We start from the raw sequence: 15097 nt of genomic DNA, 5'->3' as shown, positions 1-15097 counted from the left end.
AGACCTTCGTGTCGGGTTGCGGCAGACTACTCGAACGTGAGCGGTATCGGGAGTAATCGCTGGTCATCGAGGGGAGCAGGGGTCGAGATGCCCGCATCGGACGAGATCCGCCGTAGCCGGCGGGACGACCGTTGTGACGACATCAAGGCCGCGACGACGCACGCCAGGAAGACCACCACGAGGTTGGCCGCGATCAGGGACAGCCGCCCGCACCGCGGTGAAGCGACGGGGGACAAGTAGCGCAGATCGGCCTTCGCCAGCGCGTCTTCCACCGAAGCGAATTCGGCGACCTGGCGGCCACAGCGCACGCAGCCCTTCAAATGCGTCTCGAAGGCGAGAGCCTCGGCCTGGTCGAGCACACCGAGTACGTAGGCCGCCACATCGGTGTGTTTCACCTTTCGCTTCCTCATCGCGAACCCAGCTCTCCTAACGACCGTCGCAATGTCCGCATAGCCGCGTACAGCCGTGATTTGACCGTTCCCTCCGGGATTCCCAATATCACCGCCGCCTCGCGGACCGTATGCCCGGTCAGATACGTCTCGTAGATGACAGCCTGATATTTGCCGTCCAGATAGCGTAGCGCTTCGGAAATGACGAGTGCGGACAGTGACTGTTCGGTCTGATCCGCTATTTCGGCGCTTTCGGAACTGTCCAGCTCCACTTCCTGTGGGCGCGCACGCCGGTTTCGCCAGCCGTCGATCACGATCCGTTTGGCAACCGTGAGCAGCCAGCCGCGCAGCATTCCCGGCTCACGGTTCAACGTGTCGGAATGCTGCCAGGCGCGAATCAGTGTTTCCTGGACGACGTCCTCCGTCCATTGTTGATCATGGCCGGTCAGGTGCATCACCTGACTGAACAGGGTTTCCCGGAAATCCTTGTACAGTACCGAAATCAGCTCGTCGGAAAGCTCGCTCGCCCGAGGGTCGCCGCCGATCCCGCATTCTCTGCCCACTGCTTCCATAAAGTTCGCAACCTCCCCAGCGGTGGAGGATTTCACAGGTTCGTACACCGTAGCGCAGACTATCGCCGTGGGCCATGTGCAGTAGTGCTCTATTTACCATTGAACATCCGGTACGTATGCCGACGAGAAACGGTTCTAAATATGTTGTGTGATGCACATCACACTGGCCGAGATGGCGGAGATCGAACCGGCCGCTCCGGTTCGCCGTACTCCCAGTGAGGCACTTCGAGGACGGGGACGGGTGAAATGATCTATCGGCTTCTTGGAGTGATGATCGGCTGCCTGGTGATTTGGGTCGGAACGCCGGCCGTCGCCTTCGCGGAAATCGACTCCCCTGATCGGGAGCTCCTCGTGCGAGTACGCCAAGCCGGTTTGTGGCAAGGCCCGGCGAGCCGTTTGGCGGAACATCGCGCGAGCGCGCGGCGGGTTCGCGAGGTCGGCCGCAAACTCGCCGACGACCACGACCGCCTCGACGCGCAGGCGCGCACCTTCGCTTCGAAGACCGGTGTCGAACTGCCCGGCGAGCCCACCGAAGAACAGCGCTCCTGGGCCGACGAGATCACCGGCGCCGCCGGTGCCGACTTCGACCGGCTCTACGTCAATCGCGCCCGCGCCGCGTACGGGAGCCTCTTCGGTCTCGCTTCCCACGTCCGGGCCGCCACCCGCGACGACGAGATGCGCTCGTTCGCCCAGATCGCCGTCGACACCGTCATGCGGCATATGAGCCTGCTCGAAAGCACCGGTATCGCCGAGACCACCTCGCTGATGGTCGTTCCGGCGGGCGGCGACGAACTCGACGGCGGCGACCTCGCGCTCGGCATGCTCATGGTGGGGATCGCCGGGGGAGCGACCTTCGGGCTCGTCCGGGTTCTCGGCACGCAGGGCAGGCGAGCATGACGGCCTCACTCCTGGCGGTGATCCCGGCTCCGTCACCACACGACAGCGGGGTGCGGGACATCGCCGCGCTGTCCGCCCGGTTCGCCTACGTGACGATGTGCCTGACGCTGGTGTGGGGCGTGCTGAGCGCGACCGGCTGGATCAGGCGCGCCACCGGTCACGACGCGTTGCGCGGGGGGCACGTCGTGTTCGCGACGTTCAGCCTCGCCACCGGTGCCGTCCACGGACTGTCCTACCTGTTCCTCGACGACGGCTCGTTCGGTGTGCTCGCGCTGCTGATCCCGTTCGCGGGCGGCGGGTTCGCACGGCACGCGGCGGGTGTCGCCGGGCTGGAACTGTTCATCGCCGTCTCGATCACCGCCGCGGTGCGCCGTGGCGTGACCGATCACCGCGGGCAGCGGTTCCACCAGGCCGGCTACTTCGCGGTCGGCCTGCTGGCGATCCACTCCTGGCTCGGCGCGGCCGCGAACGGGAACCTCGCGACGGTCTGGCTCGGCGGGATCACCGTGCTCACCCCCGCCGTCGTGCTCACCGTGCTCCGGGTGCTCCCGCCGGGGGCGCTGGTCCGGCTGGGGTTGCTCGAAGGCGGGGCCGGGCGCGCCGAACCGGTCCGGATCTCCGTCGACGACAAGAAATGCCACCGCTACGCCATCTGCCAGGCCGAGGCGCCGCAGGTCTTCCAGCTGCAGGGAGACGGCCAGCTGCGCTACCTCCGGAAACCCGGCGCCAAACAGGTACCGCTGGTCCAGGCCGCGGCCAGAGCGTGTCCGATGCGAGCGATCCGAGTACAGGGGGCTGCACGATGAGCGAACGGATCGTCGTGGTCGGCGGCGGGCTGGCCGGGCTGCGGTGCGCGGAACGGTTGCGGGAACTGCGGTTCGACGGCGAACTGGTGATCGTCGGCAACGAGCCGGAACTGCCGTATCACCGGCCCGCGCTGTCCAAGCAACTGCTGACCGGCGCCACCCATCCGGCGGAAATGCTGCTCGCCCGGCCCGACGAGATCGACGCCGAATGGCGGTTCAACACCCCGGCGACCCATCTGCAGCCCGGCCGCCAGATCGTCCATCTGCCCGGGGCGGAGGAACTGCCCTACGACGGGCTCGTCATCGCCAGCGGCGTCGAACCGCGGCGCCTTTCCGGTGTGCCGCACGGACATCCGCGGGTGGTCGTCGTCAGGACATTGACGGACGCCGCGGAACTCCGCGACAACCTCGCCGCCGACCACGGGCCCATCGCGGTGCTGGGGAGCGGGTTCATCGGCTGCGAGGTCGCCGCGAGCCTGCGCGAGATCGGCCGGGAGGTCACCATCATCGGCCGGTCGGCGCATCTGCTCGGCGAGGTCGTCGGCAAGCACATCGGTCAGAAGCTCTCGGCGCTGCACCGGTCGCGCGGGGTGCGGCTGGCGCTGGGCGCGTCCATCGACAGCTGGCAGACCACGGCGAACGGCCTGCGGCTGCGCTCGTCCGACGGCTGGATCCTGGACGTCTCATGTGTCGTCGTGGCCGTCGGGACCGTGCCGTCGATCTCGTGGCTGCGCGGGGCGAAGCTGCCGCTCGACGACGGCGTCGTCTGCTCGCCGACCTGCCATGTGCTGGGAATGAACAACATCGTCGCCGCCGGTGACGTCGCGCAGTGGCCGAACCTGCGTTTCGACGAGACGCCGCGGCGGGTCGAGCACTGGCTCAACGCCGTCGAAATGGGCCGGGCGGCCGCGGAGAACCTGCTCGACGGCCCGCAGGCTTCGCGCCCGTTCGCACCGGTGCCGCGGTTCTGGTCCGAACAGCACGGCATGCGGATCCAGGCAGGCGGCATCCCGAAGCTGGGCACCGACACCGTCGCGCTCGCTTCACCCGTCGGTGGCGAACGGCCCGTCACCGGTTTCGTCCGCAAGGGGCGTCTCGTCGGTGTCGTCGGCCTCGACAGCCCGTCCGCCGTCTGCCACTGGACCAACGAGATCGCGGCGCAGAACCCCGTCCGCCACCCGGGAGAAACGGAGACGCCCGATGCGCCGATCGCGGCTGACCATGCTCGTCGTCGTCGCGGTGCTCGTCGTGGGCGCCGCGATGTGGTGGCAGGCGGCTGAACCCGTGTCGCGGACGGCACGGGCTCCGGTCACCGAAGCGCTTCCCAGCCCGAGGCCCAGTGCTCCGGCCGGGACGCGGCTCACCGCCGTCCACCTGGTCCGGATGGGGCAGGCCGTCCTCGACGAGACCGGCGCCGTTCTTTTCCGCTACGAACGCGACAATCCGCACGAGGCCCGCTCGGCGTGCCTGGGGGACTGCGCCATCGTCTGGACGCCCGTCACGACCAAGGGCACGCCGCCGGTGACCGGTATCGACCCGGCGCTCATCGACACCATCAAGCGTCCCGAAGGCACCGAACAGGTGACCTTGGCGGGCCGGCCGCTCTACAAAGCCGCCACCGCGCGGCCCGGCGAATGGACCGGGCAGGGCACCGGCCACGTGTGGTTCGTCGTGCGACCCGACGGGCGGCGCAACCTGAACTGCCTGCCCGGACCCGTGCAGTAGGATTCTCCGACGGACGAGTCGGCGGGGCGGCCGCGAGCCGGGAAACCGGTTCGAGGAAAGTCCGGACTCCACAGGGCAGGGTGGTTGTTAACGGCAACCCGGGGCGACCCGCGGGACAGTGCCACAGAAAACAGACCGCCTCCGCTCGCTTCGCGGGCGGAGGTAAGGGTGAAACGGTGGTGTAAGAGACCACCAGCGTCCTGGGTGACCAGGACGGCTAGGTAAACCCCACCCGGAGCAAGGTCAAGAGGGAGCCGCGAGGCTCCTGCGCAGGCGATCGAGGGCTGCCCGCCCGAGCCTGCGGGTAGGCCGCTCGAGCCCGTCGGCGACGGCGGGCCTAGATGGATGGCCGCCACCCGCGCCGCCGCGAGGCGGGGCGGGGACAGGATCCGGCTTACACGCCGGCTCGTCCGTCAAACGCGGTGAAGGGCGCTTTCCCCGCATCGCATGCAGGGAAAGCGCCCTTCAGCCCCAAAAAACCGGAGCGAGCTACTTCGACCCGTCGCCGGCCGGCCGTCCGGTCCAGTGGATGGTGTCCGGGAACTCGAAACGGTCGCGCAGATGCCGCTCCTCGGCGCGGCCGTGCAGGGTGAACGCGAAACTCGAACCGTCCGGCCAGGTGATGACGCGTTTGCGGAAGTCGATCGCGGGCGCTTGCGGTTTCCGGGCCTGCCAAAGGATCTCCGGCGGTGGCGCGTCGGCCGGGTCCCGGTAGGTCGAACCGGTGTCCACCACCGCGATCGCCGACGGCGAGCACACCAGCCACGGACCGCTCGCCTTGCGAAGCCGGTCGGCCAGGTCGAGCGCCAGCGCGTTCGCCGGGCCCTTCACGCGGATCTCCCGCTGGAACGGGTGACCCCCCTTGCCGCCGCCGCTGCCCGCGCCGTTCAGCAGCGCGAAGACGTAGACCGCCGCGCCGCCGATGCCACGGAACACGTTCCAGAAGAATCGCCGGACGAGCCGCTTTCCCTTGACCGTGCCGTCCTGACGCCTGCCGGGTACGTCGAAACCCAGGTCGGTGTCGCCCAGCCGCAGCACCAGGACCGGCTCGCGCCACTGGCCCGCCATCAGTTGCTCGACCCGCTCACGGAATCCGGGACGGACCTGGGCCTTCTCCGCCTTGTCCTCCATGCGTTCCTGGTGCGCGAAGATCTTCTCCGCCGCCTGCTTCCGAGAGCCGCTCAGATGTCGAGGTTCCCCCGGGTCTCCTCCGGACTCTTGTCCCCACCGATCTCGCTCTTGTTGAACCAAGGCTCGTTCTCCCCCTCCGGCGTGACGGCTTCCTTGCCCTCGGTGTACGCGCCCTTCGCGGCTCCGATGCCGCCCTTGACGGCCGCGCCGGAGACCAGCGGGCGCGCGCCGACCGCGGTGCCGAACATCGTGGTGAGCGCCCGGTTGCTCGGGGTCAGCGCGACCCCGGCGGTGTTCTCCAGGACGTTCAGCGAGAACTTCGACTCACCGGCGAAGGTCCCGATCCGGAACTTCCTCGTCGCTTCCACGACCTTGGTCGAGTATTTCGCGAGGTACTCGATGAAGGTGTCGAGCAGCTTGCCGAACTTGCCGAGATACTTGGTCACCTTCTGTAGCACGCTGGCGGCCTTGGCGATGGACGCGGTCATCGCGGCGGCGACCGAACTGCCGAAGCTGATCACCGACGCCGCCAGCGCGGGCAGCCAGATGGTGATCAGCCAGGAGATCAGCTCGGTGATGATGCCCTTGATCAACTCCTCGATGACCACCATGACCATCGACCACATCTGCAGCACTTCGGCCACCGATCCGGCGGCCGAGCCGATGCCGCGGATACCGGAGGAGAAGTCGCCCAGCGCTTCCTTCGCCGCCTTGCCGGCGTCGTCCACCCATTCGGCGAGCGCCGCGTCACCGGTCTTTTCGAAGTCCTCGGCGAGGGCGACGAAACCGTTCGCGAGGGTCACGAAGTTCTCCGACGCGTGCCCGATGGCCGGGCCGTCACCGGTGACCTGGTGCAACGCGTCCTGCAGCGGCTGAACCAGCTCGAGCAGCATGTTCAAGCCGTGGCTGACCAGCCAGCCGATCGGGTCCATGGCGAAGGTGACCATGTCCGCGGCGGCCGCGCCGACGAACGCCGCCCCGTCACCGACCAGCGCGGCACCCGCGGACGCCAGTTCGGCCGGGTCGTCCGCCTGGGCCGCCTGCTGGGCGTGCCCGGCGATCGACTTGCCCGACTTGTAGATCGTGCCCGCCACGGGCACGTGCCCCATCGCGCGATCGAGGTTCGCGCTCATGCTCTCGTCGTACGCCTGGACGTTCAGCCCGTCGGCGATGCTCGACTTATCCTCGGTCATGACCCCTGCTTTCCGAGCGTCTGGTCGATGGTCGCCTCGTGTTTGCCGAACTCGACTTTTCCGGCTTCCTCGATGCCCCGGTACATCTCGGCGGCCTTGTTCAGCTTGGAGATGAACCCGTCGACGCCGTCCTTCATGTCGTTCATCAGGGAACGGAGTTCGCCGAGGCGGTCGGTGTAGCCCTGTTTGGCCCAGATCCCGACGACACCCCACGCCTCGTCGGTCACGTCGGCGGCGTCGATCTTGGCGCCGAACTTCTCCGCTTCCTGCTCGTAATAGGGGAGCTGCTGGGCGTACGCGGCGATCGCCGCGATATTCGTCTCGATTCCCTTTGACATCTTGGGAGTCCCTCGGTCGGTTCGGTCAGCTGCGGCGGAGGAAGGAGCCGTCGTCGAAATAGTCGTCGTCGTCCCGCGGGGCGGGGCGGCGCGCCGGCCGGGATGGCTGCTGCGGTTGTTGCTGCTGCTGTGACGCGGGTTCTTCCTCGGTGGTTCCGAACGCCTCGGCCTGTGCCTCGCGAACCTGTTCCGATGTCTTGAGGCCGAACGCCTCACCGAACGTGTCGTCCACGATCCCGGCCTGCTGCTGGGCGGCGCCGGCGACGGCCTTCTGCAGGGTGCTCATGATCACCGAGGACAGGTGGCCCGCTTCGAGGCGCATGGCGCCCGCGCTGAGCCGGAGATCGGTGACGGTTCCGCCCGCCCCGGCGACCACCGTGACCTCACCGGACGGAGAGGTCACGGTGGTCTCGACCCGCGCGATCCGCTCCTGCATGTCGCCGACCTCGGCGAAGCGCGCCTCGGCCTGGCGCACCTTGGCCTGGAAGTTCTCGAACTGGGCGATCAGTTGTTCCATCTGGGCGGACATCGTCGCTCCCCGTGCGCTGTGGTGATCCGTCGTCTGGAGTATGACGCAGCCGAGCACGTTCGGTTCCGCGTCGTCTCCCGGCGGTAGCAAAGGTCCCTTGCTCCCTGCGGTCCCGCCCAACGCAACAAGATCCGCACCGTCACCACGCGGAGTAGTGGGTACGCGGATATAGGAACACTCAGCGTCCTTATTTCCCGCACCCCCAGTGGCAGCAAAGGTCCCTTGCTCTCTTTTCGCAGGTCAGGGGCTCAAGTGAGAGCAAAGGTCCCTTGCTCCCGCCGCCGCCCCTTCGGACGCTGCGCCCGTCACTACTTGTCGGTAGGGTGCCCACATGGGTGAAGCGAGTCGGGTCACGGGACGGTTCCGCGGAACGTTCGACGTACTGCATTCCCTTACCTACTTCGCGCCCGAGACGGAAGCCGCGCTCACCGGCGCGGGTCTCCGGCCGGGGCGCATGACGTACTTCGCGGGCCGCGCGGCGCCGATGGGCGCGGTGGGGCCCGGCGTGGTCGCGGCGACGTTCTACAACTTCAACCCCGAACTCGTCGCCCGCCACATCCCGCGCGCGTGGACGCTGGCCACGCCCGAAAAGATCATCGAGGCCCGGTTCGAGGCCGTCGACGCGACGCTGACCCGGCTGCTCGGCAAGGAGACGCTCGGTTCCGAAGAGGTCGCCGAAGCGGCGGAGCTCGCCCGCGAGGCGACCGGCGGCTGCCAGGTCGACGGCCGTCCCCTGTACGCCGGGCACGCGGGTCTCGACTGGCCGAGCGAGCCGCATCTCGTCCTTTGGCACGCCATCACCCTCCTGCGCGAGCATCGCGGCGACGGCCACATCGCCGCGCTCGTCGCCAACGGGCTCGACGGGCTCGCCGCCCTCGTCACGCACACCGCCACCGGCAAGGGGTTCCTGCCCGACGCGGCCAAGGCGTCCCGCGGCTGGAGCGACGAGCAGTGGGACGACGCGGCGGCGAAGCTTCGCGAGAAGGGCATCCTCGACGGCGGGGGCGGCCTGACCGAGGCCGGGAACGATCTTCGCGAACGGCTCGAAGTCGCCACGAACGCGGCGTCGACAGGGCCCTGGGAGCACCTCGGCGAGGAAAAGACGAAACGGCTTCACGAGCTGTGCGGACCTTTGAGCCGCCAGGCCGTCGAAGCGGGCGCTTTTCCCGCCAATGTGTTCTCTACGGGCCGATAATCACGCTATGTAGCGAAAATGGCCGCTCTGATTTCGCTTTGGGTAACGGAAGCGTGACTTTCACTTGATCGGCACTCATGATTTTTGTCGAATGCGTGTTCACCCAGCGGACTCGGGAGAAGCCACCGAACGAGTCATGTCACACTGGTCGAGGCCGAAATCTCCGCGGCCGACCCGTACTCACAGTGAGCAAGATGCCTCGCAAGCGAGTGAGGCCCTCCGCACACTGCGAAATACGGGTGGCCGGGGTTAATCCTGACGACCCTTGCAACGATGATGGAGACCGAGGATGGTCGTGGTGCTGTGCCTCGCTCTGTGAACTGTAGACAAAACGACATCTACAGAGCGCGCTTTGACCACTACGCCTCGTGACGCCATGATGTTCGAAGCACCACCGAGCCAAAACCGCGCGAACCCCCTCTCCGCGCACCGGGAGTAATGCGATGATGACCATGACCACCCTCGACACGCTGGCCGCCGGCGAGCTCGGCACCGGCAACGTCCGCACCTGGCTGATCGACAACATCATCCCCCTGGTGCTGCTGGCCGTCGCGCTCCTCCTGCTGTGGCTTGGCGGTGGCAAAGGGGACAACGCCGGTGTCATGCGCCGGCTCGCCGGTGTCGTGATCGCGCTGGCGATCATCGGCCTCGCGGTGAGCGGCGCCGGAGTCAACGTGGGCCAGTGGATCGCCGGCCTCTTCACAGGCTGAGGGCTCGCGTTGCGTATCCGGACCGATGACGAGGTTTACCGGGTCGATGCCGTGTGGCTCGGCCCGCCGAAAGCGACTTTTCCCTGGAGAGCCCGCTACGTCGCGTGGCTCGTCGGTATCCCGGTCTTCCTGCTCGTGCTCACCGTCGAACGGTGGGCGGGCTGGGGCTTCGGGTTCTTCTCGACCGCCTGGGCCTTCGTCGCCACAATTGTGATCACCCGATTGATCACGGCCAAGATCAGCCACGAGCGCCCGCTGGGCGCCGTGGCCGCGATGGCGGCGAAAGAGCTCAACACACCCAGAGAACGGACCACGGGCACAGGCGGCGCGGCCAGCGCCTCCCGCGTCCGGGTACGGGCGAACCGCCCGCTACCGAAGCACCGCAGGAGACGGCAGTACCAGCACCACGGCTACGGCGGCGGCGCCGGAGCTCAGGGAACACCACGAGCGCGTCGGAGCCGCCCTGCGGCTCGGGCCGGGAGGTAGTCGTTGTTCGGTCGCGGCGGAAGCCGAGGAAAACGTGATCGAGATCTGCAGCAAGGGGCCTGGCACCCGCCCCAGCAGGTCCGCTCCGCGCAGCCCAAGAAGGCCGGCAAGGGAAGGCGGCTGCCCGGCGAGGCGGCCATACCCTCCTATACCCCGTCCATCGCGGCGCGAAGCATCGACGGGCACCTGTTACGCACCGGTTATGAGGTCTATGCCTGGTATCGGCTCGCGCCGCAGCGCTGGTCGTTCCGGTCGGACTCGCAGCGCCGCGACCTGATCGCGGCCATCGCCGGGCAGTACGCGGAGCTCCAGGGCCGCTGGCTGCACCTGCGCGTGACCAACCGGCCGTACCCGATCCGCATGTGGGCCGAGGCCCACGTGCACAACGCCGTCGGCCGTCCTCAGGACGTCCAGGGCGCGCTGTCCTTCGACGACTATCTCATCGGCGAGCAGCAGCAGCTGATGGGCCGTTCGATGGCCGAAAAAGAGGTCTACCTCGGCGTCCAGGTGCAGACCCGGCGGATGATCGACCGCGCGGTCGAGAGCGCCGCCCCGGTGCTGCGCAAGGTTTTCCCGGAGGCCGTCGACGCCGAGCTGGCCGCGCTCGACTCCGAGGTCGAGCACCTCGACCAGGTGATCGGCTCGGCCGGCCTCGAAGGCCGTCCGGTGCACGCCGAGGAGATGTCCTGGCTGATGCACCGTTCGTGCTCGCTGGGCCTGCCCGCGCCGCGCAACATGCCCGCGGTACCCGGCGCGGCCTGGGAGCCCGAGGACCTCGCCAGCTTCACCGACGCGGCGGATTTCCACGCCGAGCCGTACGCGCCGACGGTCACCGTCCGCGGTCGCACGGGGTCGAACGCCGGGGTCTCCCGGCATCTCGCCGTCCTCACCGTCGGCCAGATGCACGGCCTGCAGATCCCCGAGGTCGACGACCCGTGGATCCAGCACGCGGACCGGCTGCCCGCCGCGGTCGAGGTGTCCGCGCGGATCTACGTCCGGCGGCCGGAAGAGGTCGCCGGCGAGCTGCAACGCCAGATGAACAAGGTCCGCTCGCAGGTCAAGCACTACACCGACGAGCACGAGCTGGAGCCGCCGCAGTCGCTGGCGCGCCAGGCGGGCCGGGTGCTGGAGATCGACGACGAGATGACGTCGGGCTTCACCGCGCTGGCCACCCGGGTGCGGTCGTGGTGGCGGCTCGCGGTGTCCGGGCCGACGGAGCGGGACGCGTTGCGCCTCGCCCAGCAGCTTCTCGACCTCTACAAGCCGAAGATCGCCGTCGAGCATCCCGAGGCCCAGTACGCGCTCGCCCGGGAGTTCATCCCCGGCGAGCCGCTGGCTTCGGCGGCGTACATGCGCCGCGGTTCGGTCGTGTGGGCGGCGTCGTCCGTGCCGACCGCGACGGCCGAGGTGGGCGACCGCCGCGGCATCCTGCTCGGCGAGACGGTGACCGCGACCCGGCGCCCGGTGGCGTGGGACCCGTGGATGGCGCAGGAGATCCGCGACGGTTCCGGGCTGACCGCGATGGTCGCCGGTCTCGGTGGCGGTAAGTCGTTCCTCGGCGGCGGCATCGTCTACAAGACGCTCCGCGCGGGCGCGCACTGGACGATCCTCGACCCTTCGGGCCCGCTGTCGCGTCTGTGCGACCTGCCCGAGCTGCGTCCGTACGCGCGGCCGATCAACCTGCTCAACGCGCAGCCCGGCATCCTCAACCCGTACCGCGTGGTCGCCGAGCCGCAGCTCGAGCACTTCATGGACGAGGACGACCCCGAGCGCTCGTGGCGGCGGGAGAAGGCCCTCGCGGGCGCGACGCGCCGCCGTCTCGTCCTCGACGTCCTCACCGGCGTCCTGCCGTACGAGGTCTCGCGGATGGCGCAGACCCGGATCGTGCTGCTGCGCGCGGTCCGCGCGGTCGGCGGCCGGTTCGACGCCGACCCCGGCCAAGTCATCGACGCGCTGCGGCGGGACTCCAGCGAGCACCACGAGCACGCCGTCGTCGTCGCGGACTTCCTCGACGAGATGCGCGAGCGGATGGCGCTGCTCATCCCGGAGAGCGACGCGGACCCGTACGCCGAGACCCGCGACGACCGGATGACCGTGCTGACCATGGCGGGGCTGACCCTGCCCAAGGACGGTGTCCCGCGCGAGTACTGGACGGACGCGGAATCCCTCGGCGTCGAGATGCTGAACCTCGCCGCGTGGCTGACGCAGCGGTCGGTGTACGAGAAGCCGAAGGAACTGCGCAAGGGCGTCTGGATCGACGAGGCGTTCTTCCTCTCCGAGGTCCCGACCGGCCGCGTGCTGATGAACCGCTTCGCGCGTGACTCGCGAAAGTGGAACGTCCGTGTCCTGCTGTCCTCGCAGATCCCCGCGGACTTCCTGAAGATCCAGGGTTTCGTGGCGCTGCTGGACTCGGTGTTCGTCGGCCGCCTCGACGACGACGACGCCCAGGCCGACGCGCTGCGCCTGCTGAAGGTCCCGGTCGGCGTCGGTTACGAACAGGTCGTCGCGGCGCTGGGCCGCCGCCCCGGTTCGTCACGCGATCTCCAGCGCGACGTCGAGCCGCGGCAGTTCATCTTCGGTGACGGCGCCGGCGGTGTGGAGCGGATCCGCGTCGACTTCTCCGGCCCGCACCTGGAGCACCTGCGCCGGGTCATGGACACCACGCCGGGTTCACCCGACGCCAAACCGTCCAGGCCGGGCAACGAGCTCGCCGTCCCGGCGGAGAAGCCGTTCGTGGCGTCGCCGCCGGAAGAGGACGACTTCGAGCTCGAAGAGGACCTCGAACTCGCGGCCGAACTCGAGGTCGGCCTCACCGACGAGCAGATGCTGGGCGCCCCGGACCCGCTCGCCGCGGAGACGGGCGAGGTCCAGGGAGCCGTCCAAAATGGACACAACGGTAGCGGGGGTCAAGGCGAGCACGCGCGCGCCGGCAAGGGTGGCACCGGCAGGGATGCCGCATGAACACGGTGTTCACCCTGGCGTTCGTTCTCGCGTTCGCCGCCGGTTGGCACGCGCTGCGCCGCCGTCTCAAAGAGGGGCCGCGGCCGGGCAAGACCAGACCCAGCCGCCGGGCGACGATGTTCGTCGTCATGGTGATCCTGGGCCTTCAGGCCGTGGCGACCGCTCCGGCGGCGTCGGCCGCGGCCTGTGGTGAGGCCCCGAACCCGGAACGTCCCGGCGCGGGCATGGTCGGCGCGCTCGACCCGCCAGCCACCGCTCGCGGTGAAGGCGGCAGCCCGTACAACGTCTACGGGTACGCCGGACACGTCTGGGACACCTTCGAAACCGACTGCGGCCCGCTCGCGGGCATCACCTCGCCCAACTCGACCATCGACACCTGGGCGGGCAACCAGCTGTTCAACATCGGCAAGAACATCGTCGGTGCGACCAACTCGCTGCACTACACCGTGTTGCAGGGCAGCCTGCTCAGCCCGCTGTACAACGCCGTCAAGGCCGGGGCCGAGAAGGTCTACAACAACATCTACGCGCAGTTGTTCGGCCTGGCCGCGCTGATCATGTCGATCATGTTGTTCCGCAACATCTGGCGCGGCGATCTCGCGGCGGTCAGCAAACGGGCGCTGTACGGCCTCGCCGCGGTCTGGCTGGCCGCGTCCTCCTTGGCACTGCTGAGATTCCTCGATCCGATCGACAACGCGATCGTGCAGACCACGACCAACATCCAGGCCGGGTTCATCGACGAGGCCAAGACCCCGCCGCCGTCCCAGCCGCAGCCGCCCGCGGCACAGCCGTGCCAGGCGACTCCGGAGGCCGTGGCCGCCCGCCAGCCGTGGGACCGGGTCCCGACCGAACTGCATTGCCGGGTCGTCTACGACAACTGGCTCCGCGGCGAATTCGGCAGCCCGGACTCGCCGCAGGCGATCCAGTACGGCCCCGCTCTCCTGGACGCGCGGGCCTTCACCTGGGGTCAGATCCAGCAGGGCGGGGACGCCGACGCCGCGCTGGTCGACTCCAAGAAGGCGGCGTTCAAGGACATCTCCACCAAGCTCGGCCCGGCGACCGGGTACTTCACCGGTGAGGACGGCAGCCGCGTCGGCGCCGGCTTCCTTTCGCTGGGCCAGGGAATCTTCTACTCGCTGTTCCAGCTGCTGGCCAAGGCCACGGTGCTGCTCGCGCAGGTGCTGATCAGGATCTTCGTCCTGACGGCTCCGTTGATCGGCCTGATCGCGCTGCTCCAGCCCCAGATCATGCAGCGCATCCTGAAGGTGGTCGGCGCGGTCGCCTTCAACCTCATGGTGCTCTCGGTGCTGGCCGGCGTGCACACCCTCCTGCTGGAGGCCATCTTCACCGCGGGGAACTCGCTGTCCCTGCTGACGAAGATGGCGCTGGCCGCGATCATCACCGTCCTGCTGTTCATGGTCGGCCGTCCGGTGCGGCGGCTGTGGCAGATGGTCGAGATGTCCGTCGGCATGGTCGGCGGCGCGATGCCGTCACCGCGCGGGGGACTCTTCTCCCGCTTCCGCAAGAAGAATAACGAGCCGACCCCGCAGGACGCGTTCTGGCAGAACGTCCGCGACACCGACGACGTCGTCGACGGCGAACTGCGCGGTCCCGTGGGCGCGACGGTCGGCGGCGGGCGGTTCCGGCCCGAGGCGACGATCTTCGCCAGCTCCCAGCGGCTCGACAACGGTTCCGGCGCGATCCGCCCCGCGGCGGCCTGGTCGGGAGCGCCGTGGCCGGGTGCGGTCGGCGGTGGCGGCGGGATGCCCGCGCTGCCCGCCGGTGGTGGCGGAGGCGTTCCCGTGTTCGGCCAGTACAACCCGTCCGCGGGCAATCCCGGAGACTCGATGTTCACCTCCGGTGGGCGGAGCCCGATCCAGGTACCGAGCCGCCGGGTCGACACCTCACCGGTCGCCGACCGGCGCTGGAGCGACGAACCCGAGCCGGTCGTGGTGCCGTCGCGGATGAACTCCGCGGGCGGCGGTTACGCCATCCCCGACCAGACGGGCGCCGTGCCGGTGCAACCGGGACCGTCGACGCCGCGTCCGCGCCGTGTCGACCCCGAAGTCGTCGCGGGGAAGCCGGTCTTCGTGCTGTACCGGCCGTCGCGCGGGCTCGAGGTCCGCGAGGAAGTCCGCGACACAGACCACGCAGTGGGCCGGTGACCC

General features: G+C 68.9%; 15 protein-coding genes and 1 other RNA gene. 10 read left to right on the top strand and 6 right to left on the bottom strand.

The window, feature by feature from the left end; all coding sequences use genetic code 11:
- Positions 1-26 precede the first annotated feature (26 nt).
- Together BLW75_RS18020 and BLW75_RS18015 are read right to left on the bottom strand one after the other, a co-directional pair.
- Complete coding sequence (locus BLW75_RS18020; protein ID WP_241783643.1) at positions 27-395, bottom strand: zf-HC2 domain-containing protein; 369 nt, start codon at positions 393-395, stop codon at positions 27-29.
- An 11-nt stretch (positions 396-406) separates the two neighbouring features.
- Positions 407-961 (bottom strand): sigma-70 family RNA polymerase sigma factor, encoded by a 555-nt coding sequence (locus BLW75_RS18015; protein WP_034313129.1) that lies wholly within the window; start codon positions 959-961, stop codon positions 407-409.
- Between the two features lie 246 nt (positions 962-1207).
- On the opposite strand from BLW75_RS18015, the gene BLW75_RS18010 reads away from it, so the two are divergent.
- The 5 genes from BLW75_RS18010 (at position 1208) to rnpB (ending at position 4802) form a co-directional block, all read left to right on the top strand.
- A complete protein-coding gene (locus BLW75_RS18010; RefSeq protein ID WP_034313126.1) occupies positions 1208-1858 on the top strand; it encodes a DUF4142 domain-containing protein in 651 nt (216 codons plus the stop codon).
- Entirely contained in the window at positions 1855-2664 is an 810-nt protein-coding gene (locus BLW75_RS18005) for a ferredoxin (protein ID WP_034313124.1), read from the top strand. The genes BLW75_RS18010 and BLW75_RS18005 overlap by 4 nt, the downstream gene beginning before the upstream one ends.
- Positions 2661-3944, top strand: coding sequence for an NAD(P)/FAD-dependent oxidoreductase (locus tag BLW75_RS18000; RefSeq protein WP_034313121.1), 1284 nt, complete (start codon positions 2661-2663; stop codon positions 3942-3944). The genes BLW75_RS18005 and BLW75_RS18000 overlap by 4 nt, the downstream gene beginning before the upstream one ends.
- Positions 3865-4389 carry a COG4315 family predicted lipoprotein gene (locus tag BLW75_RS17995; RefSeq protein ID WP_241783639.1) on the top strand — a complete coding sequence of 175 codons (525 nt, stop codon included), beginning with the start codon at positions 3865-3867 and terminating at the stop codon, positions 4387-4389. The genes BLW75_RS18000 and BLW75_RS17995 overlap by 80 nt, the downstream gene beginning before the upstream one ends.
- 14 nt (positions 4390-4403) lie before the next feature.
- Positions 4404-4802: RNase P RNA component class A (rnpB, locus tag BLW75_RS17990), an RNA gene on the top strand.
- A gap of 76 nt (positions 4803-4878) precedes the next feature.
- On the opposite strand, the gene BLW75_RS17985 is transcribed toward rnpB, so the two are convergent.
- From BLW75_RS17985 to BLW75_RS17970, 4 genes are read right to left on the bottom strand one after another with little or no spacing between them, the layout of a single operon-like run.
- Positions 4879-5520 (bottom strand): hypothetical protein, encoded by a 642-nt coding sequence (locus BLW75_RS17985; protein ID WP_034313116.1) that lies wholly within the window; start codon positions 5518-5520, stop codon positions 4879-4881.
- Between the two features lie 50 nt (positions 5521-5570).
- A complete protein-coding gene (locus BLW75_RS17980; RefSeq protein WP_034313113.1) occupies positions 5571-6713 on the bottom strand; it encodes a hypothetical protein in 1143 nt (380 codons plus the stop codon).
- Positions 6710-7051: a hypothetical protein gene (locus tag BLW75_RS17975; protein ID WP_034313111.1), complete on the bottom strand. Its 342-nt coding sequence runs from the start codon at positions 7049-7051 to the stop codon at positions 6710-6712. The genes BLW75_RS17980 and BLW75_RS17975 overlap by 4 nt, the downstream gene beginning before the upstream one ends.
- A 25-nt stretch (positions 7052-7076) precedes the next feature.
- Positions 7077-7580 (bottom strand): YbaB/EbfC family nucleoid-associated protein, encoded by a 504-nt coding sequence (locus BLW75_RS17970; protein ID WP_034313373.1) that lies wholly within the window; start codon positions 7578-7580, stop codon positions 7077-7079.
- A gap of 331 nt (positions 7581-7911) precedes the next feature.
- Between BLW75_RS17970 and BLW75_RS17965 the strand changes: the two genes are divergently transcribed.
- The 5 genes from BLW75_RS17965 (at position 7912) to BLW75_RS17945 (ending at position 15094) form a co-directional block, all read left to right on the top strand.
- Positions 7912-8775 carry an SCO6745 family protein gene (locus tag BLW75_RS17965; protein ID WP_034313109.1) on the top strand — a complete coding sequence of 288 codons (864 nt, stop codon included), beginning with the start codon at positions 7912-7914 and terminating at the stop codon, positions 8773-8775.
- 443 nt (positions 8776-9218) lie between these two features.
- Positions 9219-9485: a hypothetical protein gene (locus BLW75_RS17960; protein WP_007035338.1), complete on the top strand. Its 267-nt coding sequence runs from the start codon at positions 9219-9221 to the stop codon at positions 9483-9485.
- Positions 9486-9494: 9 nt separating this feature from the next.
- Positions 9495-9971, top strand: coding sequence for a hypothetical protein (locus BLW75_RS17955; RefSeq protein ID WP_091597802.1), 477 nt, complete (start codon positions 9495-9497; stop codon positions 9969-9971).
- 3 nt (positions 9972-9974) lie between these two features.
- Positions 9975-12932, top strand: coding sequence for an ATP-binding protein (locus tag BLW75_RS17950; protein ID WP_034313104.1), 2958 nt, complete (start codon positions 9975-9977; stop codon positions 12930-12932).
- A complete protein-coding gene (locus BLW75_RS17945; RefSeq protein ID WP_034313102.1) occupies positions 12929-15094 on the top strand; it encodes a hypothetical protein in 2166 nt (721 codons plus the stop codon). Before BLW75_RS17950 ends, BLW75_RS17945 begins: the two co-directional genes overlap by 4 nt.
- The last annotated feature ends 3 nt before the right edge of the window (positions 15095-15097 follow it).

Source organism: Amycolatopsis lurida (assembly GCF_900105055.1).
In the GTDB taxonomy this organism is placed as follows: domain Bacteria; phylum Actinomycetota; class Actinomycetes; order Mycobacteriales; family Pseudonocardiaceae; genus Amycolatopsis; species Amycolatopsis lurida.
The sequence above is the reverse complement of the archived record's forward strand: the minus strand, read 5'-3'. Positions and strand labels throughout refer to the sequence as shown.

Bases quoted from the DNA above. Each gene is read 5' to 3' on its own strand.
- BLW75_RS18015 (WP_034313129.1), bottom strand. From the start codon at position 961: ATGGAAGCAGTGGGCAGAGAATGCGGGATCGGCGGCGACCCTCGGGCG.
- BLW75_RS18010 (WP_034313126.1), top strand. From the start codon at position 1,208: ATGATCTATCGGCTTCTTGGAGTGATGATCGGCTGCCTGGTGATTTGG.
- BLW75_RS18005 (WP_034313124.1), top strand. From the start codon at position 1,855: ATGACGGCCTCACTCCTGGCGGTGATCCCGGCTCCGTCACCACACGAC.
- BLW75_RS18000 (WP_034313121.1), top strand. From the start codon at position 2,661: ATGAGCGAACGGATCGTCGTGGTCGGCGGCGGGCTGGCCGGGCTGCGG.
- BLW75_RS17995 (WP_241783639.1), top strand. From the start codon at position 3,865: ATGCGCCGATCGCGGCTGACCATGCTCGTCGTCGTCGCGGTGCTCGTC.
- BLW75_RS17985 (WP_034313116.1), bottom strand. From the start codon at position 5,520: ATGGAGGACAAGGCGGAGAAGGCCCAGGTCCGTCCCGGATTCCGTGAG.
- BLW75_RS17980 (WP_034313113.1), bottom strand. From the start codon at position 6,713: ATGACCGAGGATAAGTCGAGCATCGCCGACGGGCTGAACGTCCAGGCG.
- BLW75_RS17975 (WP_034313111.1), bottom strand. From the start codon at position 7,051: ATGTCAAAGGGAATCGAGACGAATATCGCGGCGATCGCCGCGTACGCC.
- BLW75_RS17970 (WP_034313373.1), bottom strand. From the start codon at position 7,580: ATGTCCGCCCAGATGGAACAACTGATCGCCCAGTTCGAGAACTTCCAG.
- BLW75_RS17965 (WP_034313109.1), top strand. From the start codon at position 7,912: ATGGGTGAAGCGAGTCGGGTCACGGGACGGTTCCGCGGAACGTTCGAC.
- BLW75_RS17960 (WP_007035338.1), top strand. From the start codon at position 9,219: ATGATGACCATGACCACCCTCGACACGCTGGCCGCCGGCGAGCTCGGC.
- BLW75_RS17945 (WP_034313102.1), top strand. From the start codon at position 12,929: ATGAACACGGTGTTCACCCTGGCGTTCGTTCTCGCGTTCGCCGCCGGT.